General features: G+C 68.7%; 18 protein-coding genes. 14 read left to right on the top strand and 4 right to left on the bottom strand.

All coding sequences use genetic code 11. The annotated features are described in order from the left end of the window. Positions 1-1621, top strand: a 1621-nt coding sequence (locus PO768_RS22695; RefSeq protein WP_272647868.1) for a bifunctional chorismate-binding protein/class IV aminotransferase, incomplete at its 5' end; no start/stop codon positions are given. Here the strand turns inward: PO768_RS22695 and PO768_RS22700 are convergent. Then, on the bottom strand, positions 1591-2187 hold the full coding sequence (locus PO768_RS22700; RefSeq protein WP_272647869.1) for a hypothetical protein: 597 nt from the start codon (positions 2185-2187) through the stop codon (positions 1591-1593). The two genes, PO768_RS22695 and PO768_RS22700, sit on opposite strands and share 31 nt — an antisense overlap. Between PO768_RS22700 and PO768_RS22705 the strand changes: the two genes are divergently transcribed. The 4 genes from PO768_RS22705 to PO768_RS22720 all read left to right on the top strand — a co-directional run bounded on the left by PO768_RS22705 (position 2174) and on the right by PO768_RS22720 (position 7517). Further along, positions 2174-4207: a helicase-related protein gene (locus PO768_RS22705; RefSeq protein WP_272647870.1), complete on the top strand. Its 2034-nt coding sequence runs from the start codon at positions 2174-2176 to the stop codon at positions 4205-4207. The two genes, PO768_RS22700 and PO768_RS22705, sit on opposite strands and share 14 nt — an antisense overlap. Before the next feature lie 422 nt (positions 4208-4629). Then, positions 4630-6306 carry a DEAD/DEAH box helicase gene (locus tag PO768_RS22710; RefSeq protein WP_137942117.1) on the top strand — a complete coding sequence of 559 codons (1677 nt, stop codon included), beginning with the start codon at positions 4630-4632 and terminating at the stop codon, positions 6304-6306. A 61-nt stretch (positions 6307-6367) separates the two neighbouring features. Beyond that, a complete protein-coding gene (locus PO768_RS22715; protein WP_137942118.1) occupies positions 6368-7009 on the top strand; it encodes a DUF1294 domain-containing protein in 642 nt (213 codons plus the stop codon). Further along, positions 7002-7517, top strand: coding sequence for a GNAT family N-acetyltransferase (locus tag PO768_RS22720; RefSeq protein WP_137942119.1), 516 nt, complete (start codon positions 7002-7004; stop codon positions 7515-7517). The genes PO768_RS22715 and PO768_RS22720 overlap by 8 nt, the downstream gene beginning before the upstream one ends. Positions 7518-7525: 8 nt before the next feature. On the opposite strand, the gene PO768_RS22725 is transcribed toward PO768_RS22720, so the two are convergent. Beyond that, positions 7526-8344, bottom strand: a complete 819-nt coding sequence (locus PO768_RS22725; protein WP_272647871.1) for a DODA-type extradiol aromatic ring-opening family dioxygenase — start codon at positions 8342-8344, stop codon at positions 7526-7528. Positions 8345-8474: 130 nt separating this feature from the next. On the opposite strand from PO768_RS22725, the gene PO768_RS22730 reads away from it, so the two are divergent. The 8 genes from PO768_RS22730 (at position 8475) to PO768_RS22765 (ending at position 14494) form a co-directional block, all read left to right on the top strand. After that, on the top strand, positions 8475-9263 hold the full coding sequence (locus PO768_RS22730; RefSeq protein ID WP_272647872.1) for a transporter substrate-binding domain-containing protein: 789 nt from the start codon (positions 8475-8477) through the stop codon (positions 9261-9263). After that, positions 9263-9931, top strand: coding sequence for an amino acid ABC transporter permease (locus tag PO768_RS22735; protein WP_262970743.1), 669 nt, complete (start codon positions 9263-9265; stop codon positions 9929-9931). Before PO768_RS22730 ends, PO768_RS22735 begins: the two co-directional genes overlap by 1 nt. Next, complete coding sequence (locus PO768_RS22740) at positions 9924-10577, top strand: amino acid ABC transporter permease (RefSeq protein WP_137942123.1); 654 nt, start codon at positions 9924-9926, stop codon at positions 10575-10577. Before PO768_RS22735 ends, PO768_RS22740 begins: the two co-directional genes overlap by 8 nt. Beyond that, a complete protein-coding gene (locus PO768_RS22745) occupies positions 10561-11313 on the top strand; it encodes an amino acid ABC transporter ATP-binding protein (RefSeq protein ID WP_272647873.1) in 753 nt (250 codons plus the stop codon). The genes PO768_RS22740 and PO768_RS22745 overlap by 17 nt, the downstream gene beginning before the upstream one ends. Before the next feature lie 154 nt (positions 11314-11467). Continuing rightward, positions 11468-12706, top strand: a complete 1239-nt coding sequence (locus PO768_RS22750) for a SpoIIE family protein phosphatase (protein WP_272647874.1) — start codon at positions 11468-11470, stop codon at positions 12704-12706. Positions 12707-12720: 14 nt separating this feature from the next. Then, the gene (locus tag PO768_RS22755; protein ID WP_272647875.1) at positions 12721-13293 is read left to right on the top strand and encodes a SiaB family protein kinase; all 573 of its coding nucleotides are present in this window, start codon (positions 12721-12723) and stop codon (positions 13291-13293) included. Positions 13294-13328: 35 nt separating this feature from the next. Further along, positions 13329-13724, top strand: a complete 396-nt coding sequence (locus tag PO768_RS22760; RefSeq protein ID WP_272647876.1) for a DUF1987 domain-containing protein — start codon at positions 13329-13331, stop codon at positions 13722-13724. 41 nt (positions 13725-13765) lie between these two features. Continuing rightward, complete coding sequence (locus PO768_RS22765; RefSeq protein WP_262970745.1) at positions 13766-14494, top strand: GGDEF domain-containing protein; 729 nt, start codon at positions 13766-13768, stop codon at positions 14492-14494. 6 nt (positions 14495-14500) lie between these two features. On the opposite strand, the gene eutC is transcribed toward PO768_RS22765, so the two are convergent. Together eutC and PO768_RS22775 are read right to left on the bottom strand one after the other, a co-directional pair. Then, positions 14501-15259 (bottom strand): ethanolamine ammonia-lyase subunit EutC, encoded by a 759-nt coding sequence (gene eutC, locus PO768_RS22770; RefSeq protein WP_272647877.1) that lies wholly within the window; start codon positions 15257-15259, stop codon positions 14501-14503. Next, a complete protein-coding gene (locus tag PO768_RS22775) occupies positions 15256-16638 on the bottom strand; it encodes an ethanolamine ammonia-lyase subunit EutB (protein ID WP_272647878.1) in 1383 nt (460 codons plus the stop codon). The genes eutC and PO768_RS22775 overlap by 4 nt, the downstream gene beginning before the upstream one ends. Before the next feature lie 354 nt (positions 16639-16992). Between PO768_RS22775 and PO768_RS22780 the strand changes: the two genes are divergently transcribed. Next, the coding region (locus PO768_RS22780; RefSeq protein WP_272647879.1) for a cadherin repeat domain-containing protein at positions 16993-18562 on the top strand (1570 nt) is incomplete at its 3' end.

Below are 18562 nucleotides of genomic sequence, written 5' to 3' on the forward strand. Positions count from 1 at the left end.
CGGCGCGCTTGACGGCGCGCTGCAGACCCATGCGGCGGGCGGCCCGCTGGCCGAGTTCGCCGTCTATACCGAAGCGCCCCGGCCTTGGCCCGAGGCCGGCGCTGCGGGGCGACTCTGCGGCGACTGGCTGGACCGCCAGGACGACGCCCGCTCGTGCACCGATATCGAGCGCATCCGCGAATGGATACGCAGCGGCGATTGCTACCAGGTCAATCTGACGACCCGCCTGAACGCCGAGCTGGCGGAGGGCGTTGATCTGGCCGAGTTGTTCCTGGCCCTGCATGCGGCCCAGCCGGGCGGCTTCTCGCTATTCCTGCGCGGCGCGAGCGGGCAGGGCGTGGCCAGCGTCTCGCCCGAGCTGTTCTTCGACTGGCGGCCGCTGCCCGATACCCGCCACACCTGGCTGCTCGGGGCCCAGCCGATGAAGGGCACGGCGCCGCGCGGCCATGACCGCGCCAGCGACGAGGCCGCGCAAGCCTATCTGCGCACCAGCGAGAAGGAACGCGCCGAGAACCTGATGATCGTCGACCTGCTGCGCAACGATCTGAGCCGGGTCGCGAGCCTGGGCTCGGTGCGGGTGCCGCGCCTGTTCGAGCTGCACGGTCTGCCGACCGTCTGGCAGATGACCTCGACGGTCACCGCCGTCAGCCGCCCGGGCCTGAAGCTGTCCGAGCTGTTCGCGGCGCTGTTTCCCTGCGGCAGCGTCACCGGCGCGCCCAAGGTGCGGGCGATGCAGATCATTGCCGAGCTGGAGCCCGAGGCACGCGGCTGGTATTGCGGCGCGCTGGGCCTGCTGCAGCCGGGCGGCGCGGCCACCTTCAATGTGCCTATCCGCACGGTCGAGCAGCGGCCCGACGGCACCTTGCAATGCGGCATCGGCAGCGGCATCACGCTGGATTCGCAGCCGGCCGCCGAGGTGGCCGAGTGGCGCGCCAAGACCCGCTTTCTGCTGCGCGCCCAGCGCCCGATCGCGGCGCTCGAAACCCTGCTGCTGTCCGACGGCGACTATCCGCGCCAGGCCGGCCATCTGGCCCGTCTGCAGCGCACGGCCCAGCACTTCGGCCTGCGCCTGTCGCAGGGGGCGGTGCGCGAGGCGCTGGCCCGGCTGGCCGAGAGCCATGATCAAGGCCAGTGGCGGGTGCGGCTGAGCAGCGATGCGCAGGGGCGGGTCGTCACCGAGATCGCCCCGCTGGCGCCGACAGCGCTGCCGGTGACGCTGGCCTTGGCGGCGTCGGCCATCACGACCGATGGCCCGGGCGCCGAGTTCCTGCAGCACAAGACCACCCGCCGCGAGGCCTATGAGGCCTTTGCGGCGGCCAAGCCGGCCGAGGCCTTCGATATGCTGCTGTGGAATGCCGACGGCGAGCTGACCGAATGCACCTTCGGCAATATCGCGCTGCAGCTCGATGGCCGCTGGCTGACGCCGCGCCTGGCGGCCGGGCTGCTGCCCGGCGTGCTGCGCGAAGAACTGCTGCAGCAGGGCCGTCTGCATGAGGCCCGGCTGCTCAAGACCGATCTGGCCCGCGCCCAGGCGCTGGCTTTCTTCAACAGCTTGCGCGGCTGGTGCCCAGCGCGCATGCTCCGTCCCGATCACGATGGCAGCTCTGCCGTCCAACCCTGAACCCCATTCATAGCCATGGCCACGCCACCGAAGACGCGCCGCACCGCGAGCGCCGCCACCCCTGTTGTTGCCGAGACGGCGCCGGTCAAGAAGACGGCGGCAACCGCTGCCGGCAAGACAGCTGCCAAGAAGACCACCACAGCCGTGAAAACGGTTGAGAAAGCCGCAGCCATCGAGAAGAAGAAGCCGGCTGCGAAGAAGGCACCGGCCGCGCCTGTCAAGACAGCTAGCAAAGCTGCGACCAAGACCGTGAAGACGGTTGTAAAAACGGTTGTGAAGGCGGTTGCGAAGGCGGCCGCTGAGAAGACGGTCACGCAGGCCGAACCGGTGCCGGCGCCGGTTGCGGCCAAGGCTGCGCCCGCAAAGAAAGCGGCCGCAAAGAAGGACCCGGCAAAAAAGGTCGCTGTCAAAAAGGCTGCCGTCAATGTGGCAGCCGCAGTCGAGCCCGCGGTGAGCGCTCCGGCCAAAAAGGCTGCGCCAGCCAAGAAGGTCGTGGCGAAGCCTGCGGCCAAAAAATCAGTGGCCCAGCCGCCCGTGGCGCCCGAGCCGGTCGTGGAGGCGATCAAGCCCGTCGCCAAGAAGAAGGCAGCGGCCAAGCCGGTGGCCCGCAAGCCTGCAGCGCCCGCGCCTGTTGCACCGCCGCCGGCCCCGCCTGCCCGCTTTGCATTGCATCGCCAAGGCCCCTGGTTCGGCAGCCCGCTGCAGGTCGAGCTGCTGGCCACCGGCCAGCGCTGGCAGGTGTTGCTGCGTGGCGGCGGGGTGTCGGCGGCCAGCTGCAGCTGCGCGGGCTATGCCCAGCACGGCAGCTGCGAGCATCTGGGCTTTGCGCTGCTGGCCCTCCAGGACGATGCCGAGGGCCAGGCCGCGCTGGTCGAGGGCTGGCAGACCGAGCACAGCGAGCTGTGGTTGCAGTACGGGCTGCGTCGCCAGCTGCACTGGCATGCCGGCCGCCACTGCCCGGCTGCGCTGCGCCAGGCCGCCGAGGCCTTGATCGCGCTGCCGCAGGATCAGCAGGGCGATGCCTTGCCGGGCCTGCTGGCACTGGCCGCCCAACATGGGCATGAGCTGCGTGTCGACGACGCGGTCTGGATTCAGCTGGCCGAGGGCCGCGATGCCCGCCAGCGCATGCTGCGCCTGGCCGAGGCCTATCAGCAAGGCATGGCCAGCCCAGACCTGCGCAGCCTCCTGAAACTGCCGCTGCCCCAGCATCAGCTGGAAGCCGCCCTGTTCGCAGCCTGTGCCGGCCGCGCCCTGGTGGCCGACGATCTGCAGCTGGGCATGCAGCCGACCGGCCTGGCTGCGGCCGAGCTGATGCAGCGCCATTTCGGCGTCGAACGTGTGCTGCTGCTGTGCGCCGAGTCGGCCCAGAGCCGCTGGCTCGCGGAGGCGCAGTCGCTGAGCACGCGCAGCGCGAGCCTGGTCTGGGGCGATGCCGCGCAGCGGGCCCAGCAATGGCAGGCGCCGGCCGAGATCAAGATCGCCGCCCTGGGCGCGCTGGAGCAAGACCTGGCCCCGCTGCAGGCCTGGGCGCCCGAGCTGGTCATCGTCGACGAGGCCCAGCGCCTGGGCGAGGGCGCGGTGGCCCGGCTGCAGCAGCTGCCGGAAGGTTTCCTGCTGTTGCTGGCCAGCCAGCTGCCGCAGGAGCAGCCGGCCACCCTGCTGCGCCTGGTCGAGCTGCTCGACCACAACCGCAGCGGTGCGCTGGCGGCCCTGCATGAGCGTCATCTGCGCCACGATGCCCAGGGTCAGCTGCTGGCCCTGGCCGCACCGGCTCGGCTGGCGCAAAGCCTGGAGCGGGTGATGCTCAGCCGTGCCGGCAGCGAGCTGGCGTTGCCGCCTGCGCTGGTGCAGCTGCGGGCCCAGCCCTTGAGTGCGCAGCAGCAAGGCTTGCAGGCCGCGCTGCTGGCGCCGCTGCGTCACAGCGTCGCGCGCTGGCAGCGCAGTGCCTATCTGGCCGATGCGGAGCAGCTCCAGCTGCTGCGCGGCTTGCAGGGGCTGCGCCGTTTGGCGATCAGCCCGGCGCTGGCCGACGCGGCGGCCGAGGGGCCGGCGCCGCGTCTGGAGGCGGTGCTGGCGCTGGCGCGCGAACTGTTGGCCGGGGCGGTGAGCAAGCTGGTGGTCTGCAGCCAGTGGGATGATGGTCTGGCCCTGCTGGCCGCGCGGCTGCAGGCCGCCGGTCTGCCCTGTGTGCAGCTGTCGGCCGCCACCGGGCTGGCCGAACGCCGCTCGCAGGCGGCGCGCTGGCGCGAGGACTCACGCAGCCCGCTGCTGCTGTGCAGCGATGCGGCCGGTGCCGGCCTGGATCTGCGCGTGAGCGGCGTCGGCCTGATCAGTCTGGAACTGCCTTGGGGCGAGGCCTTGCTGGAGCAGCGCCTGGGCCTGGTGGCCGGCGAGGAGACCCATGGCCTGCCGCTGCTGCAGCTGCTGGCCCAGGGCGGCATCGAGAGCGCGATGCTGGCGCTGCAGGACAGCTGGCCGGAAATGCCGGCCTGCGGTCTGGACGGCGACCTCAGCCTGCAGCTGCTCGGTGGCGAGGCCTTGCAGCGCTTCATGCAGGCGCTGGTGGCCTTGATCGAGCTGATGTGATGCTGCGGGGCGGTGTGTGATCTTCACGCGAACCGCCGCCCCGCCAACAAATAGTCAAGCCGCGCTTGCTAGTATTTTCCCTAGCGTGCTATAGTCGCGGCTTCGTTGCAGCGCTGTCTGCAACGGTTCGTTCGTCTCCTCTGACCACGTTCAGGCCGTATCCGGTGATCGTCACCGGGCTTCATACGACGCGCTGAGCACCCTTCGGGTTCGGTCGGCGGCGATGCCGTCGCTATGACTGTTCCCCGGCGCCGCACCAGGCCTGGCTCATTCTTGTTGAGCCGCGCGAAAAGAAGGTGTGCGACGCGAGCTTTCTCCCAGCGACTTTACTGGCTTGACCGCGCCCTATTGATTTGGCGCGGCAGGCGCGTGCTGTTGTCCCGCCAAGACCGGGGCAGGGCACGGCTTTGTTGAAAGAAGATATGAGCTTTGAAAATCTAGGCCTGCACGAGTCCCTGTTGCGCGCCGTGAAAGACTCCGGCTACGAAACCGCGACCGAAGTGCAAGCCCAGGCGATCCCGCCGGGCCTCAACGGCCAGGACCTGATGGTGTCCTCGCGCACCGGCTCGGGCAAGACCGCCTCCTTCATCCTGCCGGCGCTGCAGAAGATCCTGGACACCCGCGGTGACAACAACACCCGCCGTGAAAAGGGCAAGATCTTCGGCCCCCGCATCCTGGTGCTGACCCCGACCCGCGAACTGGCCATGCAAGTGGCCAAGGCCGCCCAGACCTACGGCCGCCATGTGCCGGGCCTGAAGCTGTCCACCGTGCTGGGCGGCATGCCTTACGCGCTGCAGATCAAGCAGCTGTCCGGCCCGCTGGATATCCTGATCGCCACCCCCGGCCGTCTGCTGGACCATCTGCAGTCCGGCAAGGCCGTGCTCGACAATGTCGAGATGCTGGTGCTCGACGAAGCCGACCGCATGCTGGACATGGGCTTCATCGACGACATCAAGGTGATCGCCGAGCGCATCCCGGCGGCCCGCCAGACCGTGATGTACAGCGCCACCTTCGCCGGCCACGTCGGCCGCCTGGCCCATGACCTGCTGCGTGACCCGCTGCGCGTCGATGTCGCCTCGCACACCGACACCCACGAGAACATCACCCAGCGCCTGCACTGGGCCGACAACAACAACCACAAGGATCAGCTGCTGGAGGCCATCCTGGCCGAGCCCGAGCTGGACCAGGCCGTGGTGTTCACCTCGACCCAGCGCGACGCCGACTGGCTGGCCGAGCGCCTGCAGGAGATCGGCCACTCGGTCGCGCCGCTGCACGGCGGCATGCCGCAAGGCCGTCGCAACCGCGTGCTGATGGCGCTGCGCCGTCGCGAAGTGCGCGTGCTGGTGGCCACCGATGTCGCCGCCCGCGGCATCGACGTGCCGACCATCACCCACGTGATCAACTACGGTCTGCCGATGAAGGCTGAGGACTATGTGCACCGCATCGGCCGTACCGGCCGTGCCGGCCGCGCCGGCCTGGCCGTGACGCTGGCCGTGCGTGACGATGTGTCGATGATCCGCCGCATTCAGCAGTTCACGACCCAGACCATCCCGGTGGCGCAGATCGCCGGCCTGGAGCCGAAGACGCAAGAACCGCGCATCTTCCCGCCGCGTCCGGCCGGTGCCGGTGGTGGTTTCGAGGACCGTGGCGCCCGCCCGGCCTGGGGCAACAAGTTCGGTGGCGGCGGCAAGACCTTTGGTGGTGGCAAGCCCTTCCATCGTGACGGCCCCAAGCCCTCGTTCGCCCGTGAAGGCGGCAAGCCCTTCCAGCACCGCGATGCGGCCCCGCGTTCGGAAGGCTTCGAGCCGCGCGGCGAGTTCCGTGGCAACAATGCCGATCGCAACTTCGCTCCGCGTGGTGATCGTCCGAGCTATGGCGACAAGCCGGCCTTCGGCGGCAAGCCCAGCTTCGGCAACAAGCCGAATTTCACGGCCCGCGACTTTGCCCCCCGTAGCGGTGGCAATTTCGAGCCGCGTGGTGGCGCCGGCTTCAGCGAGCGTCCCTCCTTCGGTGGCGATCGCCGCGGCCCCGGCGGCCCGGGTGCCAAGCGCAACGGCCCGCCGGCCGGCGCACCGCGCCGCAGCGGTTTCGGCCGCTGAACGGAGCTAGACTCCCGTAAGGCAAGAGCCCGCGTCAGCGGGCTTTTTTAATGACAGCGTGATGCGAGCCAACGGAAAACTGATCCAGTGGGACGACGCCAAGGGCTATGGCTTCATCGCCCCGGACGCCGGGGGGGCCAAGCTCTTCGTCCATATCAAGGCCTTTGGCCTGCGCGCACGCCGGCCGTTTGTCGGCGAACGCCTGAGCTATCAGCCGGGCGAGGACGCCCAGGGCAAGCCGCGCGCGCTGAAGGTGCAAAGCCTGGAGCCCAAGCCGGCGGCCCCGGCCGGACCGACCGCGCTGGAGCGCGAGCGCTCGCGGCGCGAGGCCCGGCGTGGCCTGAGCCTGTGGCTGGTGCCGGGCTTTGCGGCGCTGGTGCTGATCTGCCAGCTGGCCTTCGAACTGCCGCGTGCGCTGTGGGGTGCCTATCTGGCGATGAGCCTGGCGACCTTCATCGTCTACGCCGGCGACAAGCGGGCCGCGCGCCTGAACCAGTGGCGGGTTGCCGAGGGCACGCTGCATGGCCTGGCCCTGGCCTGCGGCTGGCCCGGCGCGCTGCTGGCCCAGCACATCCTGCGCCACAAGTCCAACAAGCCGGAGTTCCTGCGCCTGTTCTGGCTGACGGTGATCGTCAATGTGCTGGGCTTTGTGCTGATCTTCACGCCGCTTGGCGCACAGTTACTGGTTCTCTTCAATGTCTGAGATTGTTCTGAGGCCGCTGTCGGCGGCCGATGTGCCGGCGGTGCTGGCTTTGCAGGCCCAGTGCTACGGCGCCGCTTTTCTGGAAGATGCGCAGGCCTTCGCGGCCAAGCTGCGCGCCGCCGAGCCTTACCGGACCTGCTGGATGGCCTGGCGCGGCGAGCAGCCGCTGGCCTATCTGGTGGGCCTGCCGCTGTGCCATGACAGCCTGCCGGCGCTGAATGCGCAAAGCCTGCAGCTGCCGGCCGAGCCGCGCCTGCTGTATCTGCATGATCTGGCCGTGGCGCCGGCCGGCCGCTCGCTGGGGCTGGCGCGCCGCCTGGTCGAGCATCTGGAGCGCCGGGCCGGCGATCTGGGCCTGAAGACCCTGGGCCTGGTGGCCGTGCAGGGGGCCGAGACCTTCTGGCAGCGCCAGGGCTATGCCTCGCTGCAGCAGCTCTCGGCCACGCTGGCCGCCAAGCTGGCCAGCTTCGGGCCCGGGGCCCGCTTCATGCAGCGCACGCTGGCCTGAGCCCGGCGTCAGCCGGGCAGGGCGCCGAAGCGGAAGCTCGAGGCGGTGACGCCGCCCATGAAGGCGCTCTCGTGATAGATCAGCGCGCCGGCTTCTTGCTCGGCGGCGCCGACCGCCACCATCAGCGGGATCAGGTGATCCTCGCGCGGATGGGCCTGGCGGGCCGCGGGCGCCGCGCTCCACTGTGTCAGCAGCGCGCTGCGCTCGGCCGGCGGGGTCTGCAACAGGGTCTGCTGCAGCCAGGCGTCGAACTGGCCCGAGGCCGTCTTGGCCGCCGGGCCGAAGGCGCGCAGATTGTGATAGCTCAGCCCGCTGCCGATGATCAGCACGCCCTCGTCGCGCAGCGGCGCCAGCGCCCGGCCCAGCGCCAGATGGGTGGCCGGGTCGTAGCCCTGCAGCATGGACAGCTGCACCACGGGCACCTCGGCCTCGGGGTACATCGGGAACAGGGTCGTGAACGCACCATGGTCGAAGCCGCGTTGCTCATCCAGTGCACTGGGCAGGCCGGCGTTCTCGATCAAGGACTTGACCTGCCTGGCCAGCGCCGGGTCGCCCGGTGCCGGGTAGCGGATCGAATAGGTGTGCGCCGGGAAGCCGCCGTAGTCATAGACCATGGGCGGCCGCTCGGCCGCCATCAGGCTGAACTGCTGCGCCTCCCAGTGCCCGGAGATCATCAGCACCGCGCGGGGCTTGCTGCCCAGCTCGGCCGGGATGGCCTTCAGCGAGGCCTCCAGCTGGTGGAAGTTCTCACGGAAGGGGCCGTCCATATAGGGCCAGGGGCCGCCGCCATGGGACAGGAAGTAGGTGGGAAGTCGGGTTGAGGCCATGGCCTCAGTGTGGGCCTCGTTGCGGCGCCGGAGGGTGGCGGCGATTGATCACAGCGTTCAAAAAATCCAAAGCCGTGGCATGGGTTTTGCACAAGCTTGTGACAGTCATCACCAACCCGGAGTCCATTGCATGCAACGCCGCCCCTTTTTGCACACCAGCCTGGCCCTTGTGACACTTTTTGGTGCATTTTCGGCCCAGGCGCAGACCGCGCTGGACGGCATCCTGGCCAAGAAGCAGATCAATATCGCGATCCCGACCGACTACCCGCCCTACGGTTTTGTCGGCACCGATATGGCGCCGCAGGGCCTGGACATCGAGATGGCCCGGCTGATCGCCGCCAAGCTGGGCGTCAAGCTCGAATTGGTGCCGGTCACCAGCGCCAATCGCATTCCCTATTTGCAGACCAAGAAGGCCGATCTGGTGATCTCGACCCTGGGCAAGAACCCGGAGCGCGAGAAGGTGATCAATTTCAGCGCCGCCTATGCGCCGTTCTACCAGGCCGTGTTCGGACCCAAGGCCATGGCGGTCAAGAGCTGGGAGGATCTGGCCGGCAAGACCGTCGCTGTGACCCGTGGCGCGATGGAAGACCAGGAGCTGGGCAAGGTGGCGCCGGCCAGCCTGCAGATCAAGCGCTTCGAGGACAATAACGCGACGGTGGCCGCCTATGTGGCCGGCCAGACCCAGCTGATCGCGACCAGCGCGTCGGCCGCCGGTCTGATGGCGCAGCGTAATCCGCAGCTGGGTGCCGAGTACAAGCTGCTGCTCAAGGACAGCCCCTGCTTCATCGGCGTTGCCAAGGGCGAGGACGCCTTGCTGGCGAAGGTCAACGAGATCATCGCGGCGGCCAAGAAGGACGGCAGCATCGAGGCCCTGTCCAAGAAGTGGCTGGGCCGTGGCGCCGGTGATCTGCCGCTGTGATCACGTTTGACTTCTTGGCCGTGCTGGCCGAGTGGCGGCTGCTGCTGACCGGGGTGGCCTGGACCCTGGGCCTGACCGCGATCGCGGCGCTGCTGGGCGTGGGTCTAGGCGTGGCCTGCGCCTGGGCCCGGCTGGACGGTCCAGCGCCGCTGCGCTGGCTGGCGACCGGCTATGTGGAGGCGATCCGCAACACGCCCTTCATCGTCCAGCTCTTCTTCGTGTTCTTCGGCCTGCCGGCGGCCGGCGTCAAGCTGACGCCGGAGACCGCCTCGGTGATCGCGATGGTGGTCAATCTGGGCGCCTATGCCGGCGAGATCGTGCGCGGCGGCATTGCGTCGACCTCGCGCGGCCAGACCGAGGCCGGGCTGAGCCTGGCGCTGAGCCGGGCCCAGGTCTTCCTCCATGTGCTGCTCCCGCCGGCGCTGCGCCGGGTCTGGCCCTCGATGGTGAGCCAAATCATCATCGTGATGCTGGGCTCGGCCGTCTGCGGCCAGATCGCCACCGAGGAGCTGAGCTACGCAGCCAACCTGATCCAGAGCCGCAACTTCCGCGCCTTCGAGTCCTTCATCGTTGCCACCGCCATCTATCTGCTGCTGGCCATTGCGCTGCGCAGCCTACTGAACTGGCTGGGGCCGCGTTTCCTTTTTGGAGGACATCGTCGTGGTTGAGTTCAGTCTGTGGGACATCGTCCGCAATCTGCTGATGGCCGTGCGCTGGACTGTCGTGCTGTCGCTGATCGCCTTTGTCGGCGGCGGCCTGGTGGGCCTGGCGCTACTGGTGGCGCGCACCGCGCGCTGGCCCGGCGCTCAGGCCCTGGTGGGCGGCTATGTGCAGCTGTTCCAGGGCACGCCCTTGCTGATGCAGCTCTTCCTGGCCTACTTCGGCATGGCGCTGCTGGGCTTCGAGACCTCGGTCTGGACGGCGGCCGCGCTGGCGCTGACGCTCTACACCAGTGCCTTCCTGGCCGAGATCTGGCAGGGTTGCGTGCGGGCTGTGCCCAAGGGGCAGTGGGAGGCGGCGCAGAGCCTGGCGATGAGCTTTGGCGAGCAACTGCGCCACATCGTGCTGCCGCAGGCCGGCCGCATGGCGATCGCGCCGACGGTGGGCTTTCTGGTCCAGGTCATCAAGGGCACGGCGCTGGCCTCGGTGATCGGCTTTGTCGAGCTGACCAAGGCCGGCACGATGATCAGCAATGCCACCTTCCAGCCCTTTCTGGTCTATAGCTGCGTCGCGCTGATGTACTTCTCGCTGTGTTTCCCGGTGAGCTTTTATGCCCGCTCGCTGGAGAGGAAATTGAATGTCAACAAGCACTGATCACACCCCCGCTGCCAGCATCCGCGCGCTGCGCAAGTCCTACGGCCCCAACGAGGTGCTCAAGGGCATCGATCTGGAGGTCGAGCCCGGCGAGGTGATTGCCATCATCGGCAAGAGCGGCTCGGGCAAGAGTACGCTGCTGCGCTGTGTCAACGGGCTGGAGGAGTTCCAGCAGGGCGAGCTGCTGGTGGACGGCCTGCCGCTGCTGCACGGCAATGCGCGCGCGATGCGCGAGCTGCGCCAGCATGTGGGCATGATCTTCCAGAGCTTCAATCTATTCCCGCATCTGAGCGTGGGCCGCAATGTGATGCTGGCGCCCAGCCTGGTCAAGAAGCAGGGCACGGCCGAGGGCGAGCGCCAGGCCCGCCAGCTGCTGGAGCGGGTCGGCCTGGCCGAGAAGTTCGAGGCCTTCCCGGACCAGCTCTCCGGCGGCCAGCAGCAGCGCGGTGCGATTGCGCGCGCGCTGGCGATGCAGCCCAGCATCCTCTTGTGCGACGAGATCACCTCGGCGCTGGACCCGGAGCTGGTCGGCGAGGTGCTGCGCGTGGTTGAGAGCCTGGCCGACGAGGGCATGACCTTGCTGATGGTCACGCACGAGATGAACTTCGCGCGCAAGGTGGCCGATCGCGTGGTCTTCATGCATGCCGGGCGCATCCACGAGATGGGGTCGCCCGAGGCGATCTTCGGCGCGCCGCAAACGCCCGAGCTCAAGCAGTTCCTGTCGGCGCTGCACTGAAGCGTTGCGCGGGCGCCGCAGCCGGGCGGTCGGGCTGCGACATTGGTCACGCAAGTGCGCCTTGCGGCGGGTGGTGCCGAGTTTGTGACGAGTTGTCACAGCCATGTGATCTGGTCTGCCTAGCATCCCGGGCTTGTGCTTCTCTGCGCCCGCCATGCCCGACGCCGCTGCCGCTTCCTATCTGCAAGACTACCGCCCCAGATTCCGCCAGCCCAGCGCCGGCGATCTGTGCATCGACGTGCCGGCCATCGGCACCGATCAGAACAACGAGCAGGTGATGGAGGTGTTCACCCGGCACCGCGAGCTGATGAGCTTGCCGGTGGTGGAGGGCGGTCAGCCGATCGGGCTGATCAACCGCAATATCTTTCTCTCGCAGATGAGCCGACCCTTCCATCGCGAGATATACAACCGCAAGAGCTGCATCGCCTTCATGGACAAGGAGCCGCTGGTGGTGGACGCCGGCATGGCCATCGAGGAGCTGACCCAGCGCGCGGTCGCCTTTGGCGAGAAGGCGCTGACCGACGGCTTCATCATCACCCGCGACGGCGTTTTCGCCGGGGTCGGCCAGGGCCTGCCGCTGATGCGCGTGGTCGCCGATATGCAGGAGGCGCGCAACCGCCAGGTCATGCACAGCATCGAGTACGCCAGCGTGATCCAGCGCTCGATGCTGCGCACCTCGCGCGAGGCCCTGGCCCAGACCCGGCTGGACGCCGACCTGGTGTGGGAGCCGCGCGATGTGGTGGGCGGCGACTTCTACCAGTTCAGCGCGATGCCCGAGGGCTGGTTCGCCACCGTGGCCGACTGCACCGGCCACGGCGTGCCCGGTGCCTTCATGACCCTGATCGCCTCGATCACGCTGAGCAAGGCCATCGAGCAGCACGGCCCGCGCGACCCGGCGCGGCTGCTGTCCAGCGTCAACCGCAGCATCAAGCAGATGCTGGGGCAAGTGGATGGCCAGGATGAGACGCCCGGTTCGGACGATGGCATGGACGCGGCCTGCTTCTGGTTCGACGCCGCCAAGCGCCAGCTCTGCTTTGCCGGTGCCAAGACCGCGCTGTTCCTGTTGCACCCGGGTCAAGCCGGCGTCGAGATGATCGACGGCGAGCGCAAGGGCGTCGGCTATGTGGACAGCGACATCGACTTCGCCTGGACCAACCGCTGCGTGCCGCTACAGCCCGGCAGCCTGGTCTTCGTCACCACCGACGGCCTGATCGACCAGATCGGCGGCCCCAAGGCCATCGCCTTCGGCAAGCGCCGCATCCGCGAGCTGCTGCTGGCGCAGCGCGAGCGGCCGACCGCCGACATCAACCGTGCGCTGCTGGACGCGCTGCAGGCCTGGCAAGGCCCGCACCACCGCCGCGACGACCTCAGCTTCTTCTGTTTCCGCGTCTAGGAGTCTTTGCCATCATGTCTTCCCCCGCTCCCATCGTGCAAGAGTACGGAGCCTTCTTCGACCTGGCGCAGCGCCACCGGGTGATCTTCTACTACGTCGGCTACTTCTCGCAGAACATCATCGCGGCGATGGCCGAGGCGGTGAAACTGCAGCTGGAGGTCAGCGGCGTCGATGGGCCGACACGGCGCAAGCTGTTCTCCTCCTTCATCGAGATGGCGCAGAACATCATCCATTACTCGGCCGATGCACTGACCCCCGGCAGCCAGACCGAGCGCGAGCTTCGCCACGGCTCGGTCTGCATCAGCGAGCGCGACGGCCGCTATCTGCTGCTGTGCGCCAACCCGGTCGAGGCCGGCTTGGCCGAGGCGCTGCGCGAGAAGCTGGAGCGCCTGCGCAGCATGACCCTGGACGAGATCAAGAAAGCCTACCGGGACGGCCTGCGCGCCGAGACGCCCGAGGGCAGCAAGGGCGCGGGCATGGGTTTCCTGACCATGGCACGCGATGCCAGCGAGCCGCTGGCCTTCAGCATCGAAGCACTGGACGACCGACCTGACACCCAGGTCCTCTCCCTGCGGGCGGTCATCTGATGCCCGCTCCCATCCCCCACCACGAGAACCCAGGCATGGAGAACACCCTCTATATCGCCGCCAGCCCCAGCTCGCCCGAGGTGGACTTCCGCTTCGACGAGGGCGTGCTGAGCCTGCGCGGCGAGTCCTATCCCGAGAACGCGGCCGCCTTCTACGGCGACATCATCCGCCAGCTGCGCGCCTACCTGGGCTCCTGCAAGCAGCGCACCATCACCGTCAATATCGCGCTGGCCTACTTCAACAGCTCCAGCACCAAGATGCTGTTCAACATCATCGAGGCGCTGGCCGAGGCGGTGGAGACCGGCGGCAACCGCGTGACCCTTCACTGGTTCCACGACGCCGAGGACGACACCATCCACGAGTTCGGTCAGGAGCTGGTCGATGACTTCCCGGCCATCGAGTTCGTGATGCAACCGGTCGGCACGGTGTGAACGCGCGTCAGCAGCTGGGTGCGACAACGATGATGTACCGCATGCCGCAACCCGAGGACGATCTGTTCGAGCTGGAGATCCGCGCGCTGGCGGCGGCCCGCGATGCCTATGCCGACGAGCGGGCCTGGCACCACCAGGCTCTGGGTGAGCTGATCCTGGCCTATGAGCGGCTGCTGCGCGAGACGCGCCGGCTGGTGCGCCGCAGCGACCGCGAGGAGCTGGAGATGAACCGGCTCAACCAGCGCCTGCACGAGCTGGCCGGCGAGCTGGAATACCGCGCCACCCACGACTCGCTGACCGGTGTGCTGAATCGCGCGGCCATCATCGAGCGGGCCAACCGCTATCTGACACAGCACGGTGTGGCGCTGATCGTGCTGGACATCGACCACTTCAAGCGCGTCAACGACGGCTTCGGCCACCCGACCGGTGACGCGGTGCTGCGCGGCGTGGTGGCCTGCCTGCAGGCCGAGGTGCCGCCCGGTGCCGATATCGGCCGGGTCGGCGGCGAGGAGTTCACGGTGCTGCTGCGCGACGACGGCTGCGAGGCGGCGGTCGCGCTGGCCGAGAGCCTGCGCCGCAAGGTCGCCGGCCACGACTTCGGCCTGCCGGGTGGCCATGCGGTGAGCGCCAGTTTCGGCGTGGCCTGCCTGCCGCGTGGCAGCAGCTTCGATGCCGCCTATGGCCAGGCCGATGAGGCGCTCTACGAAGCCAAGCGCAGCGGCCGCAACCGGGTCGTGAGCGCGAGCGCGATCACGCGGGAGCCGAGCTGAAGGCCTTCATGGCTGGTCCGCGATCAGCGCTGCCTCGCTATCGTCCTTCAGCGCGATGCCGCTGAGGCCGCGCCGCAGCGAGGCCTGGATCAGCCAAGCCAGGCGCTGCGCCGCCAGCGCCGGCGCAAGGCCGGCCGGGCGGATATTGCTGACGCAGTTGCGCTGCGCATCGTGGCGGCCGACCGCCGGCCCATGGGTCAGATAGGCGCCCAGGCTGTCGGGCGAGCTCAGGCCCGGCCGCTCGCCGATCAGCACCAGCACCAGTTTGGCCTGCAGCAGCGCGCCGATCTCGTCGCCCAGCGCGACGCGGGCCTGCAGGGCCAGCACCGGGGGCGCGATGCTCAGCCGCTGCGCCAGGGCCTCGCGCAGCGCCCGCAGCAGCGGGCGGGCATGGGCTTGCAGCGCCGCCGCCGACAGACCATCGCCCAGCACCAGGGCCAGCTCGACCGGCGCGTCAGCCCTTGAATGCAGCGCGGCGGCACCGGCCGCGTCGAGCCGGCGGCCCAGATCGGGCCGGCGCAGATACTCGGCGCGTGTGCCGGCGCGGCTGTGCACGAGCAGCGGCTCGGGCCAACCATCCTCGATCAGACCGGCCCGCAGCGCGGCCTCGTCCAGCGGCAGATGCACGGCATCGCGGGCCTGGGCATGGTCGGCCGCGAAGCGCAGCCAGTCAGCGGTGCGCTGGCTGCTGCCGCTGCGGCCCAGCGCGATGCGGGCCGGCGTGTGGCGGCGCAGCTCGGCCCAGGGCTCGTCGTCCCCGCTCATGCCCAGCCCTGCGGTGGCATCAGGCGCGGGTGCGCGGTCGGCGGCAGCAGCGCGCCGTCGCTGCCGCTGATGCCCATGCGCTGCAGCCAGGCCTCGAACTCCGGCGCGCGCTTGAGCCCGAGCAGGCGGCGCAGGAACAGGGCGTCGTGGAGGGAGCTGCTCTGGTAGTTCAGCATCACATCATCGGCGCCCGGCACGCCCATGATGAAGTTCACACCGGCACTGGCCAGCAGCACCAGCAGATTGTCCATATCGTCCTGGTCGGCCTCGGCATGGTTGGTGTAGCAGATGTCGCAGCCCATGGGCAGGCCCAGCAGCTTGCCGCAGCAATGATCCTCCAGGCCGGCGCGGATGATCTGCTTGCCATCAAACAGGTACTCGGGCCCGATGAAGCCGACCACCGTGTTGACCAGGAGCGGCCGGTAGCGCCGTGCCAGCCCGTAGGCGCGGGTCTCCAGCGTCTGCTGGTCGACGCCGTGATGGGCCGCGGCCGACAGCGCGCTGCCCTGGCCGGTCTCGAAGTACATCAGGTTGTCGCCGACCGTGCCGCGCGCCAGCGCGCGGGCGGCTGCATGGGCCTCGTCGAGCAGCGCGATGTCGACGCCGAAGCTGCGGTTGCAGGCCTCGCTGCCGCCGATCGACTGGAACACCAGATCCACCGGCGCGCCCAGCTTGATCGCCTGCAGCGTGTTGCTGACATGGCTCAGCACACAGCTCTGGGTGGGGATCTGGTGGCGCTGGATCAGCTCATCGAGCTGGTGCAGCAGCCGGCACAGCGCCGGCACGCTGTCGGCGGCCGGATTGATGCCTATCACCGCATCGCCGGCGCCGTGCATCAGCCCGTCGAGGATGCTGGCGGCGATGCCGGCGGGGCTGTCGGTCGGGTGGTTGGGCTGCAGCCGCACCGCCAGATGGCCGGGCAGGCCCAGGGTCGAGCGAAAGCGGGTGACGACCCGGCAGCGGCTGGCCACCAGGATCAGGTCCTGGTTGCGCATCAGCTTGCTGACCGCCGCGACCATCTCGGGCGTCAGACCCGGGGCCAGGGCCGTCAGCACCTCGGGCGTGGCGGCGTCCGACAGCAGCCAGTCGCGCAGGCCGCCGACCGTCAGATGGGCGATGGGGGCCAGCGCGGCCGCGTCGTGGCCGTCGATGATCAGCCGGGTCAGCTGATCCTGTTCATAGGGGATCACGGCTTCGCTGAGGAAGCGCGTCAAGGGCAGATCGGCCAATGCGAAGCGGGCGGCAACCCGTTCGCGGGCGCTCTCGGCGGCGATGCCGGCCAGCTGGTCGCCCGAGCGCTCCGGCGAGGCCTTGGCCAGCAGCTCGCGCAGATCGGCGAAGCGGTAGCTGGCGGTGCCGACCATGGCGCCGTAGGCCATGGGTCATGCCCCCAATCTATTGGGGGCTGCTGGGCGGGGAGGCGGGCTGCGCATGCGGCCAGTCTAGCGCTCGCCTGTCGATGGTGCTCAGGGGCTGGCTCGTATGCCGGGCCTTGTTGATGCGCGTCCGGCCGAACCGTCTCCAATGCGGCACTGTTTGTGCGCTGTCCGCCTATTGGGGGCCGAAAGTCACCGTGATTGGCAATTCACTTCAGGCATTGGAGGTCTACCCCGTAAGATAAATTGCGCATAGATGTAACGAACTCAAGTCAGAGACCATCTTCATCAAGGGAAACCATGACCCAACAAGCCAAGCCCGTCGGGCACAAAAACAAGCTGTCTAGCCTGGACTTGATGAAGCGTTCCACCGACGGGAGCTTGAGCAAGCAGTCGACGGCCATGCTGTTGAAAATCAATGCCGAGGCAGGGGCGCAGTACGCTTTGCTCGATCCTTCCAGCGGCAAGCCGGTGCCGGGTCTGCTGCTCAAGCGTAAGGGCAATGCGCTGCTGGTCGAGCTGGAGGGCGAGCAGCTCGAGATCGAGAATTTCTATGGCGAGCCGGGGGTCGCGTTCCTGCCCACCGGTACGCCGGGGGACGAGGAGGCCATGGGCGCGGCAATCACGCCGATGTCACCCGCGCAGACCACACTGGCCTCGGGCGAGCAACTGATCTGGAGCGCGGCCTCCGATGACGCGGCGGGCTATCTCCCCCAGCTGATCGGCGGCGGCCTGCTGGGCCTGGGTCTGATTGCGGATGGCAGCGGTGGCGCGTCGACAGCGGCACCGGAGCCCGAGCCGCCGGCTGCTGTGGCCAACTTCGTCAAGGGCACCATCGTCGGCGGCCCGGTAATCGCGGGCAACGGTCTGACGGTGGCGGTCTTTGCGGCCGATGGCGTGAGCAAGCTGGGCGAAGCCAAGGTCAATCCGGACGGCAGCTTCTCGATCGCGGTGGGCAGCTATATCGGGGTGGTGATCGCTCGCGTTGTCGACAGCGATACCGGGGCCGACTATCTGGACGAGGCGTCCGGCGTGGGCAAGGACCTGAATGCCGAACTGTTCAGCATCGAGGTGGTGCGCACGCCCAACACCACGGTGACCGTCAACCTCAATGTGCTGACCACGCTGGCCTATCACAAGGCCGTTGAGCAGGCCGGTAGCGCAGCGCTGACCACGGCAGTGGTCGACGGTGTCAACAAGTCCGTCGCGACGCTGTTCGGCCTCGAAGCCTTGCATGGCACGACGGTCCAGACGACCAATGGCGGGGCCTTCAATGCGGTTGATGGACTGAGCCAGGGCGAGACCTATGGACTGATCCTGGCCGCTTTCTCCGGTGCAGACGTCGCCAACGGCGGCAACAGCCAGCAGACCGTGAATGAGGTACTGGCCGGACTGACGCTCAGCGGTGGCACGGCCACGCTGGCGCCGACGGCCCAGGCCGGGCTGATCGAAGGCGGCAAGGTGGTGGTGGAGAACACCGGGCTGGACCTGGGGGACGAAGTCTCGGTCATCGTGGACACCGTGGCGCCGCAGTTCGGCGCGCCGCAGGTCGCGCTGAGCGTGGACGAGAACGTGGCCGCAGGCCGGCTGCTGCACACGGCCAACGCGACCGACCCCAGCTCCGTGCGCTACAGCCTGAAGGCGGTGGGCGACCACACGGCCTTCAGCATCAATGCCAGCACCGGGGCGGTGAGTCTGGTGGGCAGCCCGGACTTCGAGAGCAAAGCCAGCTACAGCCTCGCGGTGATCGCCACCGATGCGGCGGGCAATGCCAGCGAACAGACTCTGAGCGTGACGGTCAACAACCTGGACGAATCGGCACCCAGCATCAGCTCGGGCGCTCAGGCAGGCGCCGTGGTGGAGAACAGCGGGGCGGGCCAGGTGGTCTACACGGCCAGCAGCACCGACGCAGGCGACATCGCCACGG

Source organism: Paucibacter sp. XJ19-41 (assembly GCF_028462495.1).
Classification (GTDB): Bacteria; Pseudomonadota; Gammaproteobacteria; order Burkholderiales; family Burkholderiaceae_C; genus Roseateles_E.

Coding starts and splice junctions, on each gene's coding strand:
- PO768_RS22765 (WP_262970745.1), top strand. CDS start 13,766: ATGCCGCAACCCGAGGACGATCTGTTCGAGCTGGAGATCCGCGCGCTG.
- PO768_RS22760 (WP_272647876.1), top strand. CDS start 13,329: ATGGAGAACACCCTCTATATCGCCGCCAGCCCCAGCTCGCCCGAGGTG.
- PO768_RS22745 (WP_272647873.1), top strand. CDS start 10,561: ATGTCAACAAGCACTGATCACACCCCCGCTGCCAGCATCCGCGCGCTG.
- PO768_RS22755 (WP_272647875.1), top strand. CDS start 12,721: ATGTCTTCCCCCGCTCCCATCGTGCAAGAGTACGGAGCCTTCTTCGAC.
- PO768_RS22710 (WP_137942117.1), top strand. CDS start 4,630: ATGAGCTTTGAAAATCTAGGCCTGCACGAGTCCCTGTTGCGCGCCGTG.
- PO768_RS22720 (WP_137942119.1), top strand. CDS start 7,002: ATGTCTGAGATTGTTCTGAGGCCGCTGTCGGCGGCCGATGTGCCGGCG.
- PO768_RS22730 (WP_272647872.1), top strand. CDS start 8,475: ATGCAACGCCGCCCCTTTTTGCACACCAGCCTGGCCCTTGTGACACTT.
- PO768_RS22725 (WP_272647871.1), bottom strand. CDS start 8,344: ATGGCCTCAACCCGACTTCCCACCTACTTCCTGTCCCATGGCGGCGGC.
- PO768_RS22750 (WP_272647874.1), top strand. CDS start 11,468: ATGCCCGACGCCGCTGCCGCTTCCTATCTGCAAGACTACCGCCCCAGA.
- PO768_RS22715 (WP_137942118.1), top strand. CDS start 6,368: ATGCGAGCCAACGGAAAACTGATCCAGTGGGACGACGCCAAGGGCTAT.
- eutC (WP_272647877.1), bottom strand. CDS start 15,259: ATGAGCGGGGACGACGAGCCCTGGGCCGAGCTGCGCCGCCACACGCCG.
- PO768_RS22775 (WP_272647878.1), bottom strand. CDS start 16,638: ATGGCCTACGGCGCCATGGTCGGCACCGCCAGCTACCGCTTCGCCGAT.